We start from the raw sequence: 19,622 nt of genomic DNA, 5'->3' as shown, positions 1-19,622 counted from the left end.
ATACCAACAGTTGGTCGGTCGCACACGCCCGTGATAACTCTATTCCTATAGTGAGTAGGGTTATCTTCCCTCTTATCTCCTTTATATCATATTTTTAACTTACAATGGTTGGAAGTACAACTTAACACCACTTGGCTTTGCTATATATGAAGGTAATCATGCACATATTAATTCGATTTTAACTCATGCTCAAAATAGTGGTATATTGCAAGATATTCTTGCTAATCACAATGCTGTAATATCTCCAACTGGTCAGACGTACAGCTTAACGCCACTTGGCATCGCTATACATAAAGGTAATATTGAATGTATTAATTCTATTATAGTACGAATTAATGACATACCACAATATATCTATGCCACTTTTCAACCAACTGCAGCGATTAATGAAAGGAATACTAGGATTAGTAGTGCATTAGATAATGTATCTATTTCTTCTAGGTATGTTAGAGAAAATAGCAAAGTTAATTAATTTCTTAAGTAACTCTTTCTTGCAAGTACTACTTTTTTATGTATCTGTTCAGGCAATGGCGTTAACTTAAGAGAATAAATTAGCAAGCTCTCCTAAAGACATTATGGCGTTTAGGCTTATCTACTTTATTGCGGCTATACAATCTTCACGTTAACTTTAGTGAGTATTTTAAAAAGGGCTTGAAAATTTTTTGGTTCCAACAAGCACCTGATAAAGTTTTTGTTTCATTATAGCAAATAAAACTGAAAAATTTAAACGATACTTAGCAATTTGATCTGGGTTCCAAGGCTCTTGTGCATCACACATATGAAGTATTGCACATGACCAAATTTGCACAAAATTCTTATCTCTAAATTTATCTCAGAAAAATTCTCTAATTCTCCTTCTACTTTGAGTCTTTTATAGCACTCCTCTATGTGACACCTTAATAGATAAGCTTTACTGATATCTTCTTTATTGAAATAAAATAGAAACCAAAGGTCCTATTTTTCACAGTATTTTACTCCTTAACATCTTTCCTTAAGTTGACGCTATTGGGCTTTGTTGAATCGCTATCTACGATGAATAAAAGATAAAATGTAGAATATCAATAGCTTATTATTCTAGCATTTATAGTAAGGACAGTCAGTAAATATCTAAATTTAAGTAAAAGAAGTTTTACTATCATTCACTAATCTAGCTAGAATTAAAGAATTTCAATGCTTTAGCTATTTTAAGTAGAATTAAATTTACTAGTACAAACAATAAATTACTATTCTTAAATTTAATCAGATTGATTGCAAAAAATAAGATTTTCAATAAGCTGCTTGTATAGTTAGCCTTTCATAGATAGTGATGCAACAAAGCCCCGGTGGAGTAACTGCATTATTAGGTACTGCTATATCTATAGCACTTTTTACAGCCGGAGCAATTACAGCTGAGTTAATACCTATAGTTATAGCAGTAGTTGCAATTACAGCAACAGCACTAATAGTTGGCAATGCTATATATAAATTGTCAAAGCCTGATACTCAAGTTGATAAACCAATCTTAGCAAATCGACAGCAAGAAACTGCTAGCGATAGTAGGTTTGCCTAGCGATTCTGCCACAGTGTCAGCTGCTTCAATGATATCCATTTGTTCCTATAATTATCTTTTCTTGGCTACCTTATTTTGCTATTCTGCTGAACAGATACAAATTCACTTTCTTACTTCACTCACTAAAATTTTAATATGGCGTTTCTTTCCTGCAGACAATTTTATGAATGACTGATCTTTGAAGCTCTCAGAATTTATTATATAGTTAACATCGTTTATAGTATTATCATTAACTTTACATCCATTTCCCTGTATTAAACGCTTTGCCGCACCTTTTGAAGGTTCAAAACCGGTGTCATGAAGCAAGTCTATCAGGAGTATGCCATTTGCAACTTGTTCTCTTGTGATAGTGTAACCAGAAAGCAATGAACTGTCTTCATTTTCAAAAGCAGAGATTGCAGCAGATCGTGCAAGTTCAGCTTCTTTGCAACCATGACATATTTTTGTCACTTCTGTTGCCAAGACCTTTTTTGCTTCATTTATTTCTTGATCCTTCAAGGACTCTAGTTTTTTAATTTCATCAGTTGGTAAATCAGTGAAAAGTCTCAAGAAACGACCAACATCTTGATCATCAACATTGCGAAAATATTGCCAATAGTCATAAGAATTTAGCATGCTGCCATCAAGCCATACTGCTCCACTTTCAGTTTTGCCCATCTTTTTTCCTTGTGCGTTTAATAAAAGAGGTGTGGTAAGACCAAACAGCTCAGGTAAATTTAACTTTTTGCCAAGTTCAATTCCGTTTACTATATTTCCCCATTGGTCTGACCCTCCAATCTGGAGACGACAGCCATACTTTTTATTCAACTCGACAAAATCATAGGCTTGTAACAACATGTAATTAAACTCGAGAAAGCTTAGATTTTGCTCCCTATCTAGCCTAATTTTCACACTATCAAAGCCTAACATGCGATTTACAGAAAAATGTGTCCCTATATCACGCAAAAAGTCTATATATTTTATGTTATCTAACCAATCTGCGTTGTTTACTATGATTGCACCAGTTTTTCCATAATCGAAAGATATCATCTTCTCGAGGGTTTTCTTTATACCAAGTATATTTTGATTGATATCTTCTATCGGCAAGACGCTTCTTGCTTTGTCTTTACCAGATGGGTCACCAATTTTTGTTGTGCCACCTCCAAGTAGAACTATTGGCTTATAACCGAATTTTTGTAGGTGACGGAGCATCATGATTTGAATGAGACTGCCAATATGCAAACTTGGTGCCGTACAATCAAACCCAATGTATGCAATTATATAATTATCTTGTGATAATAGCTGGTCTAACCTATCAATGTTTGTACATTGATATAGGTATCCTCTTTCTTGAATGAAGTTTAAAAACTCGGATTTATGTTTCATAATATGTTATTTTGTGTGTAAACGGTGTTGTTAACGATGGTGTCATTCCAGTGCTTGACGCTGGAATCCAGTTTATTATGAAATTTCATCAAAAATGTTGTATAGTGTGCTCGTTTATGATTAAGTTTTCTAGATTCCAGCGTCAAGCACTGGAATGACACCACCAACTTCATAAGGGTTGCCTTCAAAATTACAACATTTGAGCAAGTGTATACCAGCTACCTGGATAATCAATTCCATAACTCTTCTATCTTATAATATTCTCTTACTTCTGGCCTGAATAGGTGAACCATTATACCTTGAAAATTCACAATCACCCAGTTACCTTCATCCATACCTTCTACATCTATTTTATCATATTGCTTGAGATTTTTCATCACTTGCTCAGCTAATGCTTTTACATGGCGGCTCGAATCACCGGATGCAATGATCATATATTTTGCAATGACAGTTTTATTCTGTACATCAAAAGTAACTATATCTTGACCTTTGTTTTGATCTATTACATCTACAATTGTATTTTTTATTGATTCTGTATCACCATTCATTATTCTAAATTATATAATTTATCTGTAATGATACACTCAAAATTTCTGAATATGAACTATTTTTGATATGTTTCTAGTGTAACGTTTATAATACATATATTTGTAATATATGATAGTTTTCTGATGGTATGATCATTTACTTAATCGGATTTCCGGGTAGTGGCAAACTTACGATTGCAAAAGAGCTGTGTAATATTATTGATGGGGTGATAGTAGACAATAACCTGTTTAATAATATTATATTTGATATGATTGATTTCAGAAACGCTGAGGTTACAAGTGAAATATGGGAAGAAATTTTTGTGATTAGAGAGAATATGTTAGCAATATTGGAAAAATACCATATAGAATCAAAGCATTATATATTTACAAACGAATTGATAAAAGGTGATTCCTATGATCAAAAAGTATATAACTCAGTGGTGAATTTAAGTAAAAAAATGAACGTGGAGATTCTCCCTGTGGTGTTATATTGTAATAGTGGAGAACTAGTAAAGCGCGTTCAATTAAAGGAAAGAGAGCAGGAGAGAAAAATTACTGATTCAGATTTTGCTATGAGAAGAATTAAAGGAAAGAAACTATTTGTGCCTCAAGGTTCACTTGAAATTGATAACTCAAACTTAAGCGCAAAAGAAGTTGCAAAAAAAATTGTTGAAAAAATGAATAGTAAAAAAGTAGTTGGAACTTCTATGATAGATAATTTAGTAACAGAGAATATTTGTGGTTAGCCAGGAGAAAGAGTATCGCCCTTGTGTTGGCATAATGCTATTTAACAAACAGGGGAATATTTTTATTGGAAAACGCTTTGATAGTGACTCTTATTGGCAGATGCCGCAAGGGGGAGTTGACGATGGTGAAGAGCTAGAGCAGGCAGCGCTACGTGAGCTATTGGAAGAAGTTGGTACTGATAAAGCAGAAATTGTGGCTAAAAATAAAGAGTGGATACACTATAACTTACCTGAGGAAGTTATACCAACATGCTGGAATGGGAGATATTCTGGCCAAAAGCAAAGATGGTTCTTAATGAAATTTTGTGGGAAGGATAAGGATATTAATATTAACTATACTGATCATCCAGAGTTCAAAGAGTGGCGTTGGCAAAATGTGGATGATTTGGTAGCCAGTGCCATACCGTTCAAAAAAGAAGTTTATAAAAAAGTGATAGAAGAGTTTTCTTCTATCATAAAAGGATCTATTTATGATAGTTGATTCTCATTGTCATCTAATTTATTTTTCTGATGATGAAATACCAAAGGTAATTTCAAGAGCAGAGCAAAATGGTGTGAGAATTTTGCATAACATATGTATAAGCATTAATGATATCCCTAAATTATTAAAAATCTCTTCATCCTATGATCAAGTCTACTGCTCCGTTGGTATACATCCGCTTGATACTAATGTGGAAAAAGGTGAGTGTATAAATGCTGATGAATTGATTGAATTTACTAAGGGCAAAAAGGTAATTAGTATCGGTGAAACCGGATTAGATTTTTATAAATCTGATAACAAAAGCAATCAAAAAAAAAGTTTTGCATCACATATAGAAGCGGCAAAAGTAACAGGATTACCTTTAGTTATTCACACTAGAAATGCTGATAGTGAGATGATTGATATGTTAAATTCAGAAATGAAGAAGGACGCTTTTAGTGGAGTAATGCATTGCTTTGCTTCTTCTAAAGAGCTTGCTTATAAGGCTATGGACTTGGGATTATACATTTCATTTTCTGGAATTATTACTTTTAAAAATGCGAACTTACTAAGAGAAATTGCACAAAATGTGCCACGTGAGCGTGTTTTAGTTGAAACTGATGCACCTTATCTATCTCCTGAGCCTTACAGAGGAAGAAAAAATGAACCGGCAATGGTGAAATATGTTGTGAATTGTTTAGCAGAATTATGGAATGAATCGCCGGAACAAGTAGCAAAAATAACTACAAATAATTTTTTTAGGCTGTTTACAAAACTTGAGCTCAAAGAAATTCTATAGGGCAATTAATTTAGCCGACAAAGCTCTTCCACTGCATTTACAGATTTATTGAACATCTCTTGTTCACTATTATCCATCTTAACTTCTAGAATTTTCTCAACTCCATTTTTGCCAATAATAGTAGGAACACCAATGAATAAGTCTTTCACACCATATTCACCATTAAGATAAGCAGCGCATGGTAATATACGCCTTTTATCTTTTAAGTATGATTCTAGCATGCTTATGGCTGAAGATGCAGGAGCATAGTATGCAGATCCAGATTTAAGTAGATCAACTATTTCTTTTCCACCATTACGAGTGCGCTCAACTATTTCATCAACTTTTCCTCGCGTAATCAAGCCCATCTCAATGATTTGGGTAAGTGGAATGCCAGCAATTGAAGCATAATTGATTAGTGGTACCATAGTGTCACCATGTCCTCCAAGCACAAAAGCAGATACATCTTCGACAGAAATATTTAACTCACTTGCAAGAAAATAACGAAAACGAGCAGAGTCAAGCACTCCTGCCATACCAACAATCATATTAGTTGGCAGACTTGAAGATTTGTATACTACTGAAACCATAGCATCTAAAGGATTGGTAACCACTATTACAAATGCGTTTGGAGAATGTTTTTTAATATTTTCCCCAACCTCTTTCATTACTGCAGCATTAGTTTGCAGAAGGTCATCTCTGCTCATTCCAGGTTTTCTGGCAATGCCAGCAGTTATTATAATTGCTTCAGAGTTTTTTATATCTTCATACCTATTTGTACCAGTAATATTGACATTAGATCGATCAATAGGAGATGATTCTGTAATGTCAAGTGCTTTACCTTGTGGTATTCCATCGCTTACATCAAGCAAAATAACATCTCCTAGCTCTCTTAGTGCAATCATATGGGCAAGAGTCCCACCGATATTTCCTGCACCAATCAAAGATATTTTTTTTCTTTGTGCTGTCATTTTCTACTCCTTTATATTTACTTTTGTGGCCTTACTACCTTCCCAAGGGGATAAGCTGTCAAACATACGAAAATCTTGTGGTAAGTCTATAGGATTATATACAACCTTTTTTGCCTCTATATCGTATCTTACTTCCTCGTAGCCAGTGAGAGGAAAATCTTTTAACATTGGATGACCTTTGAATCCATAATCCGTTAAAATCCTACGTAAATCTGGGTGATCAGAAAACTCTATTCCATACATATCAAATACTTCACGCTCAAACCACGAAGCTGCGTTAAATATCTTTGCTACACTTAGAGGTATATCACCTTCACATAACTGAAGCTTTATGTGCACTCTGATATTGTGTACAACGCTGAGCAAATTGTATATTAGCTCGAAACGTTTTTCTCTATTTGGGTAATCAACTCCAAAAACGTCAACTAATAATTCAAGCCTACACTTTTCATCATCACGTAGAAAGAGTAAGTGATTTTCAATGTCATTCAAAGCTGAATATATTACAATAGTGCCATCATTTTTCTGAGTACATTCACATTTAGTCTTTTTTTGTATGTATTTTGCAGTTTTATCCATGCTATATATTTTTAGTTCGTTTTATTTTATTTTGTAGACATAGCATTCCATATAGCAACGCCTCAGCAGTTGGAGGGCATCCAGGAACATACACATCAACTGGCACAATTCTATCGCAACCACGGACTACTGAGTAAGAATAATGATAATAGCCACCGCCATTTGCACAACTTCCCATAGAAACGACGTATTTGGGATCTGCCATTTGATCATAAACTTTACGCAATGCTGCTGCCATTTTATTAGTTAACGTGCCAGCAACAATCATAACATCTGCTTGCCTTGGGCTTGCACGAAAGATTATGCCATATCTATCAAGATCATAACGACTGGATGCAGTGTGCATCATCTCTACTGCGCAACATGCAAGACCAAATGTCATTGGCCACAATGAACCAGACCTTGCCCAGTTCATTATATAATCTATTAAATCGCCAAATTTAGTGATAAGAAAACCTTCTTTTTTGTAACGATTCCAGTCGTCATTAGATAAATTTACTCCCATTCCAACGCACCTTTACACCACTCATAAATAAAGCCTATAGTAAGTATTGCAAGGAATATCATCATAGACCAAAATCCGCAATAGCTTATTTTAGATAAAGAAACGGCCCAAGGGAAAAGAAAAGCAATTTCTAAATCGAATATTATGAACAATATTGCAACTAAGTAAAATTTTATGTCGAAACTTTTTCTGGCTCTTGATAAAGGATTAAAGCCACACTCATATGTAGAAAGCTTTTCACCATCTGGGTTACTGACTGCAAGAAACATAGGTAATACACCTAAAGTAAAGGATACTACAATTGATACACAGATAAAAATTAATATGGTTAAATATTCACTCATTTAAAAAACATATAACACTATGAATTTACATGCTTTCCTAATCTTTTACCACCTAAAATATGTATGTGAAAGTGCGGTATAACTTGCTCTCCATCTTTACCGTGATTAGTAACTAATCTATATCCTGTTTTTTCTAAGTTATATTTATGTGCTATTTCTCTAACAGTTTTAAAAAAACTTACTATTTCCTCTTCGGAAGCTTTCAGAACAAAATCATCGTATGAAACGTATTGAGCTTTTGGTATAACTAGAATATGAACTGGTGCATCAGGATACTTATCACGAAAAGCTAGCAAATTTTCATTTTTATGTATTTCCTCATAAGACAACTCACCTCTTAATATCTTAGCAAAAATATTAGTGTCATCATAAGCTGTACTACCCATACTTTATTAAATTCCTGGTCCTCTTCTATTTTGCTTATGATTTGGTGTAGAAGGTGGGCTTATTGCTGCTTCGCTAGAAGCATCTTCAAGACTTGAAACGTCTTTTAGCTGTATATCTTGTCCACGCAAAACTGACCCATAGTCCATTTGGTGTCTTTTTGAAAACGTTTCTATTCTTTTTGCCCTTCTTGCAGCAATAACTTCTGGTTGTAAATGATACATATCTCCAGGAACAGTTAGGCTATGATACCTTTCCTCTATTTTAACTTCTTTCATAACACTCTCCATAATTTATTTCCCCCTACCTCTTATGCTTTCGCAACTTTCAAAATCTTGTTTAATAGCTTTTTGCCAATTATTTAAAATTTTCTCTGATGACTTTTCTTTACCTATAGACCTTATAACTTCTTGTGACTGTTGCTTTTTACTATCGTATCCACTATACAACTTTTCTGCAATATCATACAGCAACTTTCGGTCTGTGTGAACTTTAAACTCTCCACCAGTAATTTTTGCCAAATTTTTGAGATCATAATCAATTTTATTATAAATTCCTTCAAGAGCGTACTTTTTCATTACTTTTGCGTCTATACCTGGATTTTTATCTTTTATTTCTTGGATAATCTTCTCAACATCAACTTCAATTACAATTTTGTTTTCTTCTCTAAAAATAGTTATATTTGGCAGATCTTTCCTTATTTTATCTAATTTCTCTGGAATCAAGTAAGGTATATCCCCCGTTAAAGTTCTTGACGCTAAAAAACTTACCTTACCTTTTTCTTGTTTTGTTATTTGTATGCCAAGGTACTTACTAGCTTCTGTGGTTTTTATAGGTGGGTCATATTTCTCTTCTTCTTTAGTTACATCACTCACAGCCTTTTTTAATGAAACTTTAGCATCATGCTTCATTTCATCAATTGAAGCAAACGGTTTCTTTATAGGATAAATAAGTGCTTTAGGCACAAGAAAAAACACGCCTTTTATCTTAGCCAAAATAGACTTTTTATTTGACTCATCTTTTGCCATACATACCTCCAAGTCACTTTCTACAATCAGATAGTAAAATACACCCAATTATAGACGAAAATATTTAAGCTTGTATATCTATTATAAGATGAAATTATAGAGATAGCAATCATTATTTGTACATTACCAAAGTATGTAGTATTTTTGCTGCTTTTCTTGTTCAAATTACCTTTAAAGATAAATTATGTTAAAATGGAACGTAAATAATATTATCGATGCTACTGGCGGAAGAGGGGAGGGTATTTGTAATTCGGTATATAGCTCAAATATTTCAACGGATACAAGAAGCATAAAAAAAGGTGATTTATTTATTGCTCTCAAGGGAAAGAAATTTGATGGGCATGATTTTCTACATGAAGCATTTTTAAAAGGAGCTGTTGCTGCGGTAGTAAGCGAAGATAAATATAGAACTTTTCCTCTAATTATTGTGCAAGATACTCTAAAAGCTTTGCATAATATGGCATCATATTACATTAGAAATGTTCTTGTTAATGCTAAAGTTATTACAATTACAGGTAGTGTCGGGAAAACGACTACAAAGGACATGCTGCACACTGTTCTATCGCAATATGGAGCGTCTTATGCAAACAAAGATAACTTGAATAATAATATAGGATTACCTTTTACTATTCTAAAAGTCCCAAAAAACTGCCAGTACTTAATCCTTGAAATGGGAATGAATAGAGCTGGTGAGATAAAAGAGCTATCGAAGATTAGCAATCCGGATATTGCAGTTATTACCAACATCGAACCTGCGCATGTTGAAAATTTTTCATCTCTACTTGATATTGCGCAAGCGAAGTTAGAAGTCCTATGTGGTATGAAAAATAATGGTACTTTGATTTTGAACAAGGATAATAAACATTATGATTATCTTTTATCAAATGCTGACAGAAATGTAGTGAGCTTTGGTAAGAATGAAAGTGCTACTGTTCGTTTGTTAGACCTAATAAGAAACGATAGCGGTATAAATTTAAAAATTAAACCGCACAACGGTCAAATTATAAACTGTAATTTACGTTTGCGGGGTGAGCATTTTACATACTCTGCATTAGTTGTGACAGCAGTTGTGCAAAGTCTAGGACTTGATTTATCGAAATTACCACTAGCACTTGAGAATTTTACTGTAACAGAAGGTAGAGGTAATGTTCATCAAGCTAAATACAATGGAAAATTAGTACATTTGATTAACGACTCCTATAATGCTAACCCTACTTCAATGAAGGCTGCAATAAGAACTTTAGGTACATATTCTAATTTAAGAAAAGTGGCACTACTCGGCGATATGTTAGAACTTGGTAATGAAAGCATAGTATTTCATACAGAATTGCTTGACTCTATAGTAAAACAAAATGTGAATAAAGTTCATACAGTTGGTAAATTTATGTTAGAATTGAATAAACTTTTACCGGAGAATATAAAAGGCATGCATTTCGATGATTCTAACCAATTGAAAAGTAATTTAGCTAATATTGTTCAAGGTAATGATGTAATTTTAGTTAAAGGTTCTCATGGAATGAGAATGGACCTTATAGTGCAGGAATTCACAATAGAATATTAAATAAAACTATTGTATTAATTTAAAGTTAAGTTATTGGAAGTTTTAACTGTGATAAAACGTATAGTTATTTTTGGTGGAACGGGATTTATAGGAAAACACATCGTAAGACGCTTGGCAGCGGCGGGGTATTTAATAAGAATATTTACTCGTGATCAGGAAAAAGCTGCTTGTCTAAAGTTATGTGGCAACTTAGGGCAAATATCAATACTTGAAGGAGATTTTTTTAATGAAAAATCAATTTTAGAAAGTATGGAGGGGTGTGATGTTGTTATAAACTTAGTAGGAATATTATATGAAAAAAGAAAATACGATTTCTATACAGTTCATGTTGGAATAGCTGAAAGAATAGCAAAAGCTGCGCAAATAAAAAATGTATCCATGATGATACATTTTTCTGCCATGGGAATAGAAAATGATAAGTTATCAAAATATGCCCAAAGTAAATTGAAAGGTGAGAAAGCTGTAGCTTCGGCGTTTCAAGGAGCAATGATAATTAAGCCCAGTCTTGTATTTGGTAAAGAAGATAATTTCTTTAATAAATTTGCAAGATTAGCAACAATTCTTCCTTTTTTGCCGTTGATCGGTAGTGGAATAACGAAGTTTCAGCCGATATGTGTAACAAACTTAGCTGAAGTGGTATACCGTATTATCAGCTTTAATAAGCAAGATAAAAAAATTTATAATATAGGTGGATCAAAAGTTTACTCTTTTAAAAGCTTATTAAAGTTTATTCTGAATGTGACTAACAGAAAGTGTCTACTGATCAATGTACCTTTTCCAATGGCAAGATTGATAGCCTTTTTCTTAGAAAGTAAAGTTGTTTCTGTGCTGTTAAAACCTATAACTGGAGATGCAAGCCCTATACTTACTCGAGATCAGGTGAAAGTTATGATGAGTAGTTCAATCGAAAAGTCAGATGATCTCGAAACAATGAAAATTAGACCACTAGCAATTGAAAATGTGGTACCAGAATACTTGAAAATTTATAGAAAGCATTGATAGAAGAATGTGCCCGGTAGGATTCGAACCTACGACCCACAGCTTAGAAGGCTGTTGCTCTATCCAACTGAGCTACGGGCACACATCATATATAAAATGCTTCTTAGTACACGTGAAGTCAAGTATTTCTTGTGAATATAATGTTTGTGATAATATCTCAAAACTTTGTCAGTACAGCATGTAACGATAAAATTGAGAAAAAAGAAGCGTGGGTAATAGGAAGTCTAATAGCGCAGTAACACAGAACCCCAGGCTAAACCTGCACCTATTGAAATCAGCAATATCAGATTTCCTGACTTTATTTTTGATTCTTGTACTGCATAGTCTAAGGCTAGTGGAATTGACGCTGCTGAGGTGTTTGCATGCTTATCAACTGTATTAATTACTTTTTCTATAGGAAAATCTAATTTCTTTACTACTGCTTCAATAATGCGAATGTTTGCTTGATGGGGAATTAACCAGTCAATATCAGTAATCTTCAAACTATTGCATTTTAGAGTTTCCTCTACTGAGGCTGTTAATTTCTCTACTGCATGTTTAAACACTTCTCTTCCATTCATAAGTATCTTTCCAGAATCACGAGTAGAGGATATTCCTCCGTTTGTACATAATAAGTCCACATTGCCATCAGAGTGTAAGTTTGTTGATATAATGCTACTGCTACTCATTTCTGATTTCATTATCACTGCACCAGCACCATCACCAAAGAGTACACAAGTTGACCTATCTTCCCAATCAACAATCCTAGACATTATTTCAGCACCAATAACAAGCGCGTATTTAATTCTATCGTTAGACTTTATAAGTGAATCAGCAACTGTAACTGCATATATAAAACCAGAGCATGCTGCCTGTACATCAAAAGCAAATGCGTTTTTACACTTTAATTTACTTTGTATAATCGTTGCACAGCTAGGAAAAGTTTTGTCAGGTGTTGTTGTTGCAACTATGATCAAACCAATTTCATCTATTGAAATTTTCGCTTTTTCTATAGCATTTTTCGCTGCATTAACAGCTAAATCTGACGTTAGTTCTCCTTCATCTGCTATATGTCTTTGAACTATTCCTGTTCTTTGCCTTATCCATTCATCGTTTGTTTCAACTATCGATGCAATTTCGTTATTACTCAAAATTTTTTTTGGTAGGTAAGAACCAGTGCTCAATATGAAACTTTTATTCAATATGACTTACCCCGTTAATTATCTTCTGGTTTAAATTTTCACTGATTGCATTTACTGCAAATTTTATAGCGTGAGCAAAAGAAATAGCATCAGAATTTCCGTGGCTCTTTATAATGATACCATTTAGCCCTAAAAACATAGCTCCACTTCTAATTTTAGGATTAAAACGCTCTAATGCTTTATTTAGCTTGGGTTTCAACAATATGCCGACAAGCATTTTTGTCATCCATGAATTAAATACTTCCTGTTTTATTAGACTGATAAAAGTACCAGCAGTTGCCTCAGCTGTCTTGAGCATTACATTACCAACAAAACCATCAGCAACAATTACGTCTATATTACCATCTAAAAATTCACTTGCCTCTATATATCCTTTGAAGTTAATACTTGGAGCATTTTTGAGTAACTCAAAAGCTCCTCTTACTGAGTCAGTACCTTTCACTTCTTCTGTACCAATGTTTAGCAAAGCGACTTCAGGATTTTCAACTTTTAATGCTATTTTTGCAAATATACTCCCCATTAATGCAAATTGAAATAATGAGTCAGTATTACAGTCAACATTTGCACCAAGATCAAGCAATGCAAAGCTTTTTGTCTTAGTTGGACAGACAGATGCAATAGCAGGACGATAGATATTGGGTAATGTTCCTAAAATAAATCTGGAGATAGCCATCAATGCTCCAGTGTTGCCTGAAGACACCATTCCAAAAGCTTTACCTTTTTTCACTGCTTCAACAGCTGCCTTCATACTTGAATCTTTGCGATGTTTCAGTGCAAAAGAGGGTTTATCATTTGGAAGAACATTATCAGAGCAATGGGTAAATTCGGAGTTATCGATTACTTTTTTGTATTTTGAAAGCAAAGGAGATATTTCTTTCTGATCTCCATAAATATGAAAAAAAACTTCAACACCTGGATCAACAAGATTATCCAAGAAAAAACTAGCACCCTGAATTACGGAAAGAGGTGCAAAATCCCCTCCCATAGCATCAAGTGCGATAACTATGTTGTTGTTGACCGTGGGTAACATATCATGAGTTACTCCGCCTTTTGTTTAATGAAAACACGTTTTCCTTTGTAACTATTGTCAACTGCTATGTTGTGAGGCAACATGAATTCTCCAGTTGTTGCACATACCACAATATTCTTAGGCTTAATAGTATGATGAGAACGATGCATATTACGCCTTGACTTTGACTTTTTTCTCTTCGGAACTGCCAAAACTTACTCCAATTCAATTATATAACACAATTTATTAGTAGCATGTTTTTTACAAGAAGTAAATAGCGAAATAAGTAAGGTTTTCTTATACAATTCAGTCTTATAAACTTAAACTCAAGCATTTTGATCAAAGTATATTGAACTTAAGATATATCTTGACTATACTCTGCGATAGAGTTAATAAAAATTTTAATAAAATCAGTAAAACTAATTTTTAGCTAAGATAAATGCAAAGTGAGTTCCTTTGATGTAAACAGTGTTAGAATAATCGGTAGGTGCTTTATCAACTTTCTGTTGAGGCTTGGTAACGCATTTGTGTTTTTTATTCAATCTCTATACCACTGCTTTGTGCCACCGTATTATTTTAGCAATGTAGCAAAACAAATTATAGAGATAGGCTTTTTCTCTTTACCAATTGTTGGGCTCACTGGAGTTTTTATAGGAGCGGTGATAGTTTTACAAAGTAGCTTAAGTGGTCTATTGATTAATCAAGAACAAGTAGTACCTAAGCTTGTTACGATCACTATCATTAAAGAGTTAGGGCCAGTTTTGATTAGCTTAATAATGGTAGGAAAGGTTGGGTCCTCAATTGCAGCAGAAATTGGCACGATGCGCATCACTGAACAAATAGATGCACTTACAACTTTGGACATCAATCCTTTCAAATATTTAATTGCACCAAGAATTCTAGCGTCAGTTATAGTATTTCCAATACTTACAGTATGTGCAGATCTAATAGGAATATTTGGAGGGTATGTCACCGCAGTCTTTGAATTTAACCACAATTTAAATATATACATAAAATATACAGCTCAATTCTTTAATATAAACGATTTTGTTGTTGGGCTAATGAAAGCGACTGCTTTTGGCGCTATAATTTCTGTTTCAAGTTGTTATTACGGTTACCATTGTAGAGAAGGTGCACGAGGAGTAGGTGTTGCTACAACATCAACTGTTGTTTTTTCGTCCATATTGATCATTTTAGCAAACTACTTGATTACTTTGATACATGTATAGCCCCATAATATCAATATTGAACCTAAGCTTGTCTTTTGATGATAGAACGATATTAAACAACATAAGTTTTAATATATCGAAGGGGGAATCATTAGTCATACTTGGCGGCTCAGGAAGTGGTAAATCTGTATTAACAAAAATAATCATTGGATTGCTAAAACCAGACTCAGGGTCTATTAAAATAAATAGTGAAAGCAAAAATAAGTTTGGAGTCTTATTTCAAAATTCTGCTTTATTTGACTACGTTACAGTGTGGGAAAATATATCTTTTAATTATAAAAAGCGCTTTAATATCAGCGAAAAGGAGGCAAAACAGCTAGCAATCGAGAAGTTAAATGATGTTGGACTGGAGGAAAGCATAGCAGATATGTTTCCAATCGAGCTATCAGGCGGAATGAAAAAAAGAGTAGCACTTGCAAGGGCGATTGCGCACAATCCAGAAATTATTGTATTGGATGAGCCAACTTCAGGATTGGACCCAATTATGTCAGATATGGTAAATGAGATAATAATAAAATTATCTAAAGACTTTAACCCTACAATTATCACGATTACACATGATATTCATAGTGCATTTAAAATAGCTGATAAAATAGCAGTATTATACGAAGGGAATATTATCTACCACGGAACTGTCCAAGAAATACAAAATACTAATAACGAATATATAAAAAAATTCATTCATTATATATAGCTATAGGTTTACAAACGATATTGTGAATGCCATATCTAGCCTAACTTGAGCTACTGACAATTGTCGTTCTGTTACTAGTGTAGTGCCACGGTGGTATGGTGTGTTAGCTATAAAACAACGCATTAAATATAGCTAAAGTAACTTATATCAATTTTTATTATTATGCCAATTCCAACTGCGGAAATTTATTGAATTTGTTACTTCACTACTCAACAGCAATTACAACTGATGATTTTATTTCATTCTACTACCTGCTGATTTATTTTCTGCTCAGCATATCCATTAAATCAGATTCTTTGAGTTTATTATGATCAACTTTACTGAATTTATTCACCATAGAGCTCATTTGATTATACTGCTTAATTAGAAGATTAACGTCAGTTACACTTGTTCCGGACCCCTTAGAAATTCTAAGTCTTCTTTTGCCATTTAAAATATCTGGATTTTGCCTTTCTTTTTCGGTCATTGAGTTTATGATGGCTATATATTTTTTCACTTTATTGTCGTCTGGCACACTGCTACTTAGCTTTTTTGTGAATGAACTAGGGATGAATTTCATTATGTTGCTAATGCCATCCATTTTACTCAGAGTTTTTAACATTCCCACTAGGTCGTTTAGGTCGAATTTACCCTTTTTTACTTTCTTTTGTAACTTATCAATTTCTTCCTGACCAACAATCTCAGCAGCTTTTTCAACCAATGATACAACATCACCCATGCTAAGTATCCTTTTTGCAATTCTATCGGGATAAAAATCATCGAGGTCACTTAATTTTTCACCACAAGCAATAAATTTAATTGGACAATCGGTGATCATTTTCATAGAAAGAGCAGCACCACCACGTGCATCACCATCAACACGGGTGAGAATAATGCCGGTTACACCTATTACCTCATTGAATGATTTGGCAATGTTGACCGCATCCTGGCCTATCATTGCGTCGGCTACTAAAATAACTTCTGCAGGTGAAGCTATTTCCTTTACGGCTTTCAACTCATTCATCATATTATTGTCAATATGAAGCCTGCCTGCGGTGTCTAGTATTAATACATCATAATTATCGTTCTTTGCTGCTGCCAGTGCCCTTTTTGTAATTGCAATAGGCTCCTCATTTATTACTATAGATAAAGTTTGTACGTCTATCTGTTTACCCAGCACCTCAAGTTGTTTCTGGGCAGCCGGCCTATAAATGTCTAAAGAGGCAAGCATCACTTTTTTCTTTTGCTTTTTTAGCTTTAAAGCAAGCTTTCCTGAGGTAGTTGTTTTACCTGCACCTTGTAAGCCCACCATCATAATCACAGCAGGGGGTTTAACTGCTAGATTTAAGTCACTTTTCTCTGATCCGAGAACTGCAACTAAATTATCCTGCACAATTTTAATTATCATTTGTGCTGGAGAAACACTTTTTATGACTTTTTCCCCAATCACTTTATCTTTAATGTCGTTGATGAATTTTTTTGCAACTTCAAGTGAAACGTCAGCTTCAATTAAAGCTATACGTATTTCACGCATGGCAAGATTAAAATCATCTTCAGAAATGATCGACTTTCCTCTCAGTTTACTAAATACAGAATTTAAACTTTCAGTTAACGATTTAAACATAATAGCATTAGTAGAATACTCATTAAAAAGAGAGAAGAAGCTGAAACAAAACTTACTGAGTTATAACTTATCACTTCTTTAAGTTTAGTAATATTATTAAAGTATAAATTAGTAAGTGAATTAGTCAAGTTTTGCAGTACGTTGGCAGACATTTCTCTCACTTTAAAGACCAATTGATTGAACAGCAAGACAATATAGGGTACGAAAGCTCTAAAAATCCAATCAATATCCATTTTAAAATTTATTCTTGGGTAAAATAACTTGCGTAAAGGAATAAACAATAAAGTGGTACATAATAACAAATTAAATTGCGACAAAATATTTTTTGTGTTGTACACAAAATCGAAAATCGAAGGGTTATTGTAAATAGGCAAGTAAGGGTTGCCAGCAATTATACATATGAATGCTAAAATAATCATTGTTATTCTACCTTCTTTCCCTTCTGAAGGTTTGGACTTGCTTTTAGCGATAAATATGTAATAGAAAAACTTGAGTCCCACGCTTAAATAAAGCAGTAAATTTAGAATCTTGTATAAATTTTTATACACTTCTAAATTAGCACCACTTGCTTCAATTTCGGCTGTAATGTATGATTTGCTAATAAATCCAACGGTTCCAGGAAATGCAGCCACTGTGAATATCGCAATTATAGCACACATGCCTTCGACTGACATCAATTTACCCACTCCATTAAAACTAATTGTTTTTGTCCGCGAAATAATCGCATTGCTAACCACAAACAATAATGATTGATAAACAAGAGAGAAAATTATGTGTAGCATCAAAATTGGTATTGCCTTTTCCGAAGGGCTGAGTAAACCTCCTGCAATAATCAGCAAGCCCATTTGTCCTACAACATTATAGCATAGAAATCTACGAATATTTTGCTCAAGAGAAGCAAATATAATGCTGTAAATTACAGTGATGGCGCCTACAAGTGCTAATATTTCAGTACAATCTTGCCATAGGGTGTAAGTGTGTAAAAGCATCACTAAAAAAGAGACTTTAGTGGTAAATAAAGAGAGATATGTAGTGCCATGTAGTGATGCAGCAGGATATGCATCAACAACCCAAAACGAAAAAGGAAAACAAGCGCAGTTTATCAATAAACCCAAAATTATCAGGTTAGTGCTTTGAAGTGCCAATCCTGCTGTCAATATAACTCCAACCAAAAAGTGTACACAAGCGTACCTTATTGCAGATCCACTATCTCTACAGCTAGCTGCGATAATAAAAAATGCACTGATGGTCATTAATTCAAAGAATATTATAACCAACATTATCTGCTTGGATAAAATTGCACAGAGTGAGCAGGTAGTATAAGCAAAAAAAGATAGCATCTCTGAAAAAGTCAAATTTTGTGTTGGTAGAACAGCTAAAAATGCAACTGATAAAAAAGATATTAGTACGATGCGAAAAGATAAATCAAAATTTAGAACTGGATGAGAGCAATTCAGTGTAGTACCTAAATTTTTAGGTAATATTAGGACTATCACTATTAATGTAGTCAATAGAAATAGCAATAAAAATTTATAAAGTTGCACAATGATGTAAAACAGTATGGTTTATGCTACCTCAACATACAAATAAAATCAATTTGCATATTAACCACTAGTTAAGCTAATTACCATATAATTATATCAGGGTTTAGAAGGTTATAGAGAAACCGGTCAGATTAGGTTTTTAATCTAATCTGACCGATAGCTTTAATAGTGAGGTAAGCTTTAATATAGCACTCCTAATTCACAGTGCTACACTCGTGCATAATTTATTTTTAATTTGTGCACGAGCGTTAGTAAATTATTTACTTTTTGAAATAAAATTTGGCATCAATTCAATATCCAGAACTTCAGTAAGTCTGCTAGTTGAGAGTGATTTACTTTCTTTGTTTTAAGTATCTGCATAAATCTAATGGAGCTGCCAGTTTTCAATGCACTCATTCGACTTTTATGCTCTTCGCAATATTTGATTCTATTAAAGAATTCTTTGCTAATCTAGTCTTTAACGCTTTTTTTAGATACCGCCGCGGTGTCTCAGCATAGATTCCGCTAACACGTAGCGGAATCTTAAATTGTTTTAGCTATAGATCCCTGTATCAAGTACTGTA

22 protein-coding genes, 1 tRNA gene and 2 pseudogenes are annotated in these 19,622 nt (G+C 33.7%); 9 read left to right on the top strand and 16 right to left on the bottom strand.

The window, feature by feature from the left end; all coding sequences use genetic code 11:
* Positions 1 to 85: 85 nt before the first annotated feature.
* The gene (locus OPR42_RS04455; RefSeq protein ID WP_458694735.1) at positions 86 to 472 is read left to right on the top strand and encodes a WD_0033/WD_0034 family tandem repeat-containing protein; all 387 of its coding nucleotides are present in this window, start codon (positions 86 to 88) and stop codon (positions 470 to 472) included.
* 79 nt (positions 473 to 551) lie between these two features.
* Here OPR42_RS04455 and OPR42_RS04450 read toward each other — a convergent pair.
* Positions 552 to 933, bottom strand: a pseudogene (locus OPR42_RS04450) (IS4-like element ISWosp8 family transposase); the annotation flags it as partial.
* A gap of 388 nt (positions 934 to 1,321) precedes the next feature.
* Here OPR42_RS04450 and OPR42_RS04445 point away from each other — a divergent pair.
* A pseudogene (locus tag OPR42_RS04445) lies at positions 1,322 to 1,549 on the top strand (ankyrin repeat domain-containing protein); the annotation flags it as partial.
* A 102-nt stretch (positions 1,550 to 1,651) separates the two neighbouring features.
* On the opposite strand, the gene tyrS reads toward OPR42_RS04445, so the two are convergent.
* Together tyrS and rsfS are read right to left on the bottom strand one after the other, a co-directional pair.
* Positions 1,652 to 2,914, bottom strand: a complete 1,263-nt coding sequence (gene tyrS, locus OPR42_RS04440) for a tyrosine--tRNA ligase (protein WP_264682551.1) — start codon at positions 2,912 to 2,914, stop codon at positions 1,652 to 1,654.
* Between the two features lie 230 nt (positions 2,915 to 3,144).
* A complete protein-coding gene (gene rsfS / locus OPR42_RS04435; RefSeq protein ID WP_064085463.1) occupies positions 3,145 to 3,462 on the bottom strand; it encodes a ribosome silencing factor in 318 nt (105 codons plus the stop codon).
* Positions 3,463 to 3,590: 128 nt separating this feature from the next.
* On the opposite strand from rsfS, the gene OPR42_RS04430 reads away from it, so the two are divergent.
* From OPR42_RS04430 to OPR42_RS04420, 3 genes are read left to right on the top strand one after another with little or no spacing between them, the layout of a single operon-like run.
* Positions 3,591 to 4,190: an AAA family ATPase gene (locus tag OPR42_RS04430; protein WP_265041938.1), complete on the top strand. Its 600-nt coding sequence runs from the start codon at positions 3,591 to 3,593 to the stop codon at positions 4,188 to 4,190.
* The gene (locus OPR42_RS04425) at positions 4,183 to 4,671 is read left to right on the top strand and encodes an RNA pyrophosphohydrolase (protein ID WP_226079329.1); all 489 of its coding nucleotides are present in this window, start codon (positions 4,183 to 4,185) and stop codon (positions 4,669 to 4,671) included. Before OPR42_RS04430 ends, OPR42_RS04425 begins: the two co-directional genes overlap by 8 nt.
* Positions 4,661 to 5,449 (top strand): TatD family hydrolase, encoded by a 789-nt coding sequence (locus OPR42_RS04420; protein ID WP_264682557.1) that lies wholly within the window; start codon positions 4,661 to 4,663, stop codon positions 5,447 to 5,449. The genes OPR42_RS04425 and OPR42_RS04420 overlap by 11 nt, the downstream gene beginning before the upstream one ends.
* A gap of 5 nt (positions 5,450 to 5,454) precedes the next feature.
* Here OPR42_RS04420 and mdh read toward each other — a convergent pair whose 3' ends face one another.
* The 7 genes from mdh to OPR42_RS04385 are packed head-to-tail and all read right to left on the bottom strand — an operon-like array spanning position 5,455 to position 9,239.
* Entirely contained in the window at positions 5,455 to 6,399 is a 945-nt protein-coding gene (gene mdh / locus OPR42_RS04415) for a malate dehydrogenase (RefSeq protein WP_265041934.1), read from the bottom strand.
* Between the two features lie 3 nt (positions 6,400 to 6,402).
* Positions 6,403 to 6,978, bottom strand: a complete 576-nt coding sequence (locus OPR42_RS04410; protein ID WP_264377615.1) for an NADH-quinone oxidoreductase subunit C — start codon at positions 6,976 to 6,978, stop codon at positions 6,403 to 6,405.
* 1 nt (position 6,979) lies between these two features.
* Positions 6,980 to 7,483, bottom strand: a complete 504-nt coding sequence (locus OPR42_RS04405) for a NuoB/complex I 20 kDa subunit family protein (RefSeq protein ID WP_265041931.1) — start codon at positions 7,481 to 7,483, stop codon at positions 6,980 to 6,982.
* Positions 7,474 to 7,827 carry an NADH-quinone oxidoreductase subunit A gene (locus OPR42_RS04400; protein WP_064085468.1) on the bottom strand — a complete coding sequence of 118 codons (354 nt, stop codon included), beginning with the start codon at positions 7,825 to 7,827 and terminating at the stop codon, positions 7,474 to 7,476. Before OPR42_RS04400 ends, OPR42_RS04405 begins: the two co-directional genes overlap by 10 nt.
* Positions 7,828 to 7,844: 17 nt before the next feature.
* On the bottom strand, positions 7,845 to 8,213 hold the full coding sequence (locus OPR42_RS04395; protein WP_265041929.1) for an HIT domain-containing protein: 369 nt from the start codon (positions 8,211 to 8,213) through the stop codon (positions 7,845 to 7,847).
* 6 nt (positions 8,214 to 8,219) lie between these two features.
* The gene (locus OPR42_RS04390) at positions 8,220 to 8,501 is read right to left on the bottom strand and encodes a hypothetical protein (protein WP_010403548.1); all 282 of its coding nucleotides are present in this window, start codon (positions 8,499 to 8,501) and stop codon (positions 8,220 to 8,222) included.
* Between the two features lie 3 nt (positions 8,502 to 8,504).
* Positions 8,505 to 9,239, bottom strand: a complete 735-nt coding sequence (locus OPR42_RS04385; protein WP_265041927.1) for a hypothetical protein — start codon at positions 9,237 to 9,239, stop codon at positions 8,505 to 8,507.
* A 184-nt stretch (positions 9,240 to 9,423) separates the two neighbouring features.
* Between OPR42_RS04385 and OPR42_RS04380 the strand changes: the two genes are divergently transcribed.
* Both OPR42_RS04380 and OPR42_RS04375 read left to right on the top strand, forming a co-directional pair.
* On the top strand, positions 9,424 to 10,800 hold the full coding sequence (locus OPR42_RS04380) for a UDP-N-acetylmuramoyl-tripeptide--D-alanyl-D-alanine ligase (protein ID WP_265041925.1): 1,377 nt from the start codon (positions 9,424 to 9,426) through the stop codon (positions 10,798 to 10,800).
* Between the two features lie 48 nt (positions 10,801 to 10,848).
* Positions 10,849 to 11,799 carry a complex I NDUFA9 subunit family protein gene (locus tag OPR42_RS04375; RefSeq protein ID WP_179945645.1) on the top strand — a complete coding sequence of 317 codons (951 nt, stop codon included), beginning with the start codon at positions 10,849 to 10,851 and terminating at the stop codon, positions 11,797 to 11,799.
* A gap of 8 nt (positions 11,800 to 11,807) precedes the next feature.
* On the opposite strand, the gene OPR42_RS04370 is transcribed toward OPR42_RS04375, so the two are convergent.
* The 4 genes from OPR42_RS04370 to rpmF form a co-directional block, all read right to left on the bottom strand.
* Positions 11,808 to 11,881: transfer RNA gene (locus OPR42_RS04370), tRNA-Arg, on the bottom strand.
* Positions 11,882 to 12,023: 142 nt separating this feature from the next.
* The gene (locus tag OPR42_RS04365; protein WP_264377619.1) at positions 12,024 to 12,980 is read right to left on the bottom strand and encodes a beta-ketoacyl-ACP synthase III; all 957 of its coding nucleotides are present in this window, start codon (positions 12,978 to 12,980) and stop codon (positions 12,024 to 12,026) included.
* Positions 12,973 to 14,010, bottom strand: a complete 1,038-nt coding sequence (gene plsX, locus OPR42_RS04360; RefSeq protein ID WP_010405337.1) for a phosphate acyltransferase PlsX — start codon at positions 14,008 to 14,010, stop codon at positions 12,973 to 12,975. The genes OPR42_RS04365 and plsX overlap by 8 nt, the downstream gene beginning before the upstream one ends.
* A gap of 8 nt (positions 14,011 to 14,018) precedes the next feature.
* Complete coding sequence (rpmF, locus tag OPR42_RS04355; protein WP_029237672.1) at positions 14,019 to 14,201, bottom strand: 50S ribosomal protein L32; 183 nt, start codon at positions 14,199 to 14,201, stop codon at positions 14,019 to 14,021.
* Between the two features lie 234 nt (positions 14,202 to 14,435).
* Between rpmF and OPR42_RS04350 the strand changes: the two genes are divergently transcribed.
* Together OPR42_RS04350 and OPR42_RS04345 are read left to right on the top strand one after the other, a co-directional pair.
* Entirely contained in the window at positions 14,436 to 15,218 is a 783-nt protein-coding gene (locus tag OPR42_RS04350) for an MlaE family ABC transporter permease (protein WP_029237671.1), read from the top strand.
* A complete protein-coding gene (locus tag OPR42_RS04345; protein ID WP_010405332.1) occupies positions 15,211 to 15,912 on the top strand; it encodes an ABC transporter ATP-binding protein in 702 nt (233 codons plus the stop codon). The genes OPR42_RS04350 and OPR42_RS04345 overlap by 8 nt, the downstream gene beginning before the upstream one ends.
* A gap of 259 nt (positions 15,913 to 16,171) precedes the next feature.
* On the opposite strand, the gene ffh is transcribed toward OPR42_RS04345, so the two are convergent.
* Entirely contained in the window at positions 16,172 to 17,515 is a 1,344-nt protein-coding gene (ffh, locus tag OPR42_RS04340; protein ID WP_264374535.1) for a signal recognition particle protein, read from the bottom strand.
* Positions 17,500 to 19,059 (bottom strand): proton-conducting transporter transmembrane domain-containing protein, encoded by a 1,560-nt coding sequence (locus tag OPR42_RS04335; protein WP_265041923.1) that lies wholly within the window; start codon positions 19,057 to 19,059, stop codon positions 17,500 to 17,502. The genes ffh and OPR42_RS04335 overlap by 16 nt, the downstream gene beginning before the upstream one ends.
* Between the last annotated feature and the right edge of the window lie 563 nt (positions 19,060 to 19,622).

The organism is Wolbachia endosymbiont (group B) of Melanostoma mellinum, from assembly GCF_947251465.1.
GTDB lineage: Bacteria > Pseudomonadota > Alphaproteobacteria > Rickettsiales > Anaplasmataceae > Wolbachia.
This window is presented reverse-complemented; position numbering and strand designations above follow the sequence as displayed.

Bases quoted from the DNA above. Each gene is read 5' to 3' on its own strand.
- OPR42_RS04420 (WP_264682557.1), top strand. From the start codon at position 4,661: ATGATAGTTGATTCTCATTGTCATCTAATTTATTTTTCTGATGATGAA.
- OPR42_RS04345 (WP_010405332.1), top strand. From the start codon at position 15,211: ATGTATAGCCCCATAATATCAATATTGAACCTAAGCTTGTCTTTTGAT.
- plsX (WP_010405337.1), bottom strand. From the start codon at position 14,010: ATGTTACCCACGGTCAACAACAACATAGTTATCGCACTTGATGCTATG.
- tyrS (WP_264682551.1), bottom strand. From the start codon at position 2,914: ATGAAACATAAATCCGAGTTTTTAAACTTCATTCAAGAAAGAGGATAC.
- OPR42_RS04385 (WP_265041927.1), bottom strand. From the start codon at position 9,239: ATGGCAAAAGATGAGTCAAATAAAAAGTCTATTTTGGCTAAGATAAAA.
- OPR42_RS04410 (WP_264377615.1), bottom strand. From the start codon at position 6,978: ATGGATAAAACTGCAAAATACATACAAAAAAAGACTAAATGTGAATGT.
- ffh (WP_264374535.1), bottom strand. From the start codon at position 17,515: ATGTTTAAATCGTTAACTGAAAGTTTAAATTCTGTATTTAGTAAACTG.
- OPR42_RS04400 (WP_064085468.1), bottom strand. From the start codon at position 7,827: ATGAGTGAATATTTAACCATATTAATTTTTATCTGTGTATCAATTGTA.
- rsfS (WP_064085463.1), bottom strand. From the start codon at position 3,462: ATGAATGGTGATACAGAATCAATAAAAAATACAATTGTAGATGTAATA.
- OPR42_RS04380 (WP_265041925.1), top strand. From the start codon at position 9,424: ATGTTAAAATGGAACGTAAATAATATTATCGATGCTACTGGCGGAAGA.
- OPR42_RS04430 (WP_265041938.1), top strand. From the start codon at position 3,591: ATGATCATTTACTTAATCGGATTTCCGGGTAGTGGCAAACTTACGATT.
- mdh (WP_265041934.1), bottom strand. From the start codon at position 6,399: ATGACAGCACAAAGAAAAAAAATATCTTTGATTGGTGCAGGAAATATC.
- OPR42_RS04390 (WP_010403548.1), bottom strand. From the start codon at position 8,501: ATGGAGAGTGTTATGAAAGAAGTTAAAATAGAGGAAAGGTATCATAGC.
- OPR42_RS04395 (WP_265041929.1), bottom strand. From the start codon at position 8,213: ATGGGTAGTACAGCTTATGATGACACTAATATTTTTGCTAAGATATTA.
- OPR42_RS04405 (WP_265041931.1), bottom strand. From the start codon at position 7,483: ATGGGAGTAAATTTATCTAATGACGACTGGAATCGTTACAAAAAAGAA.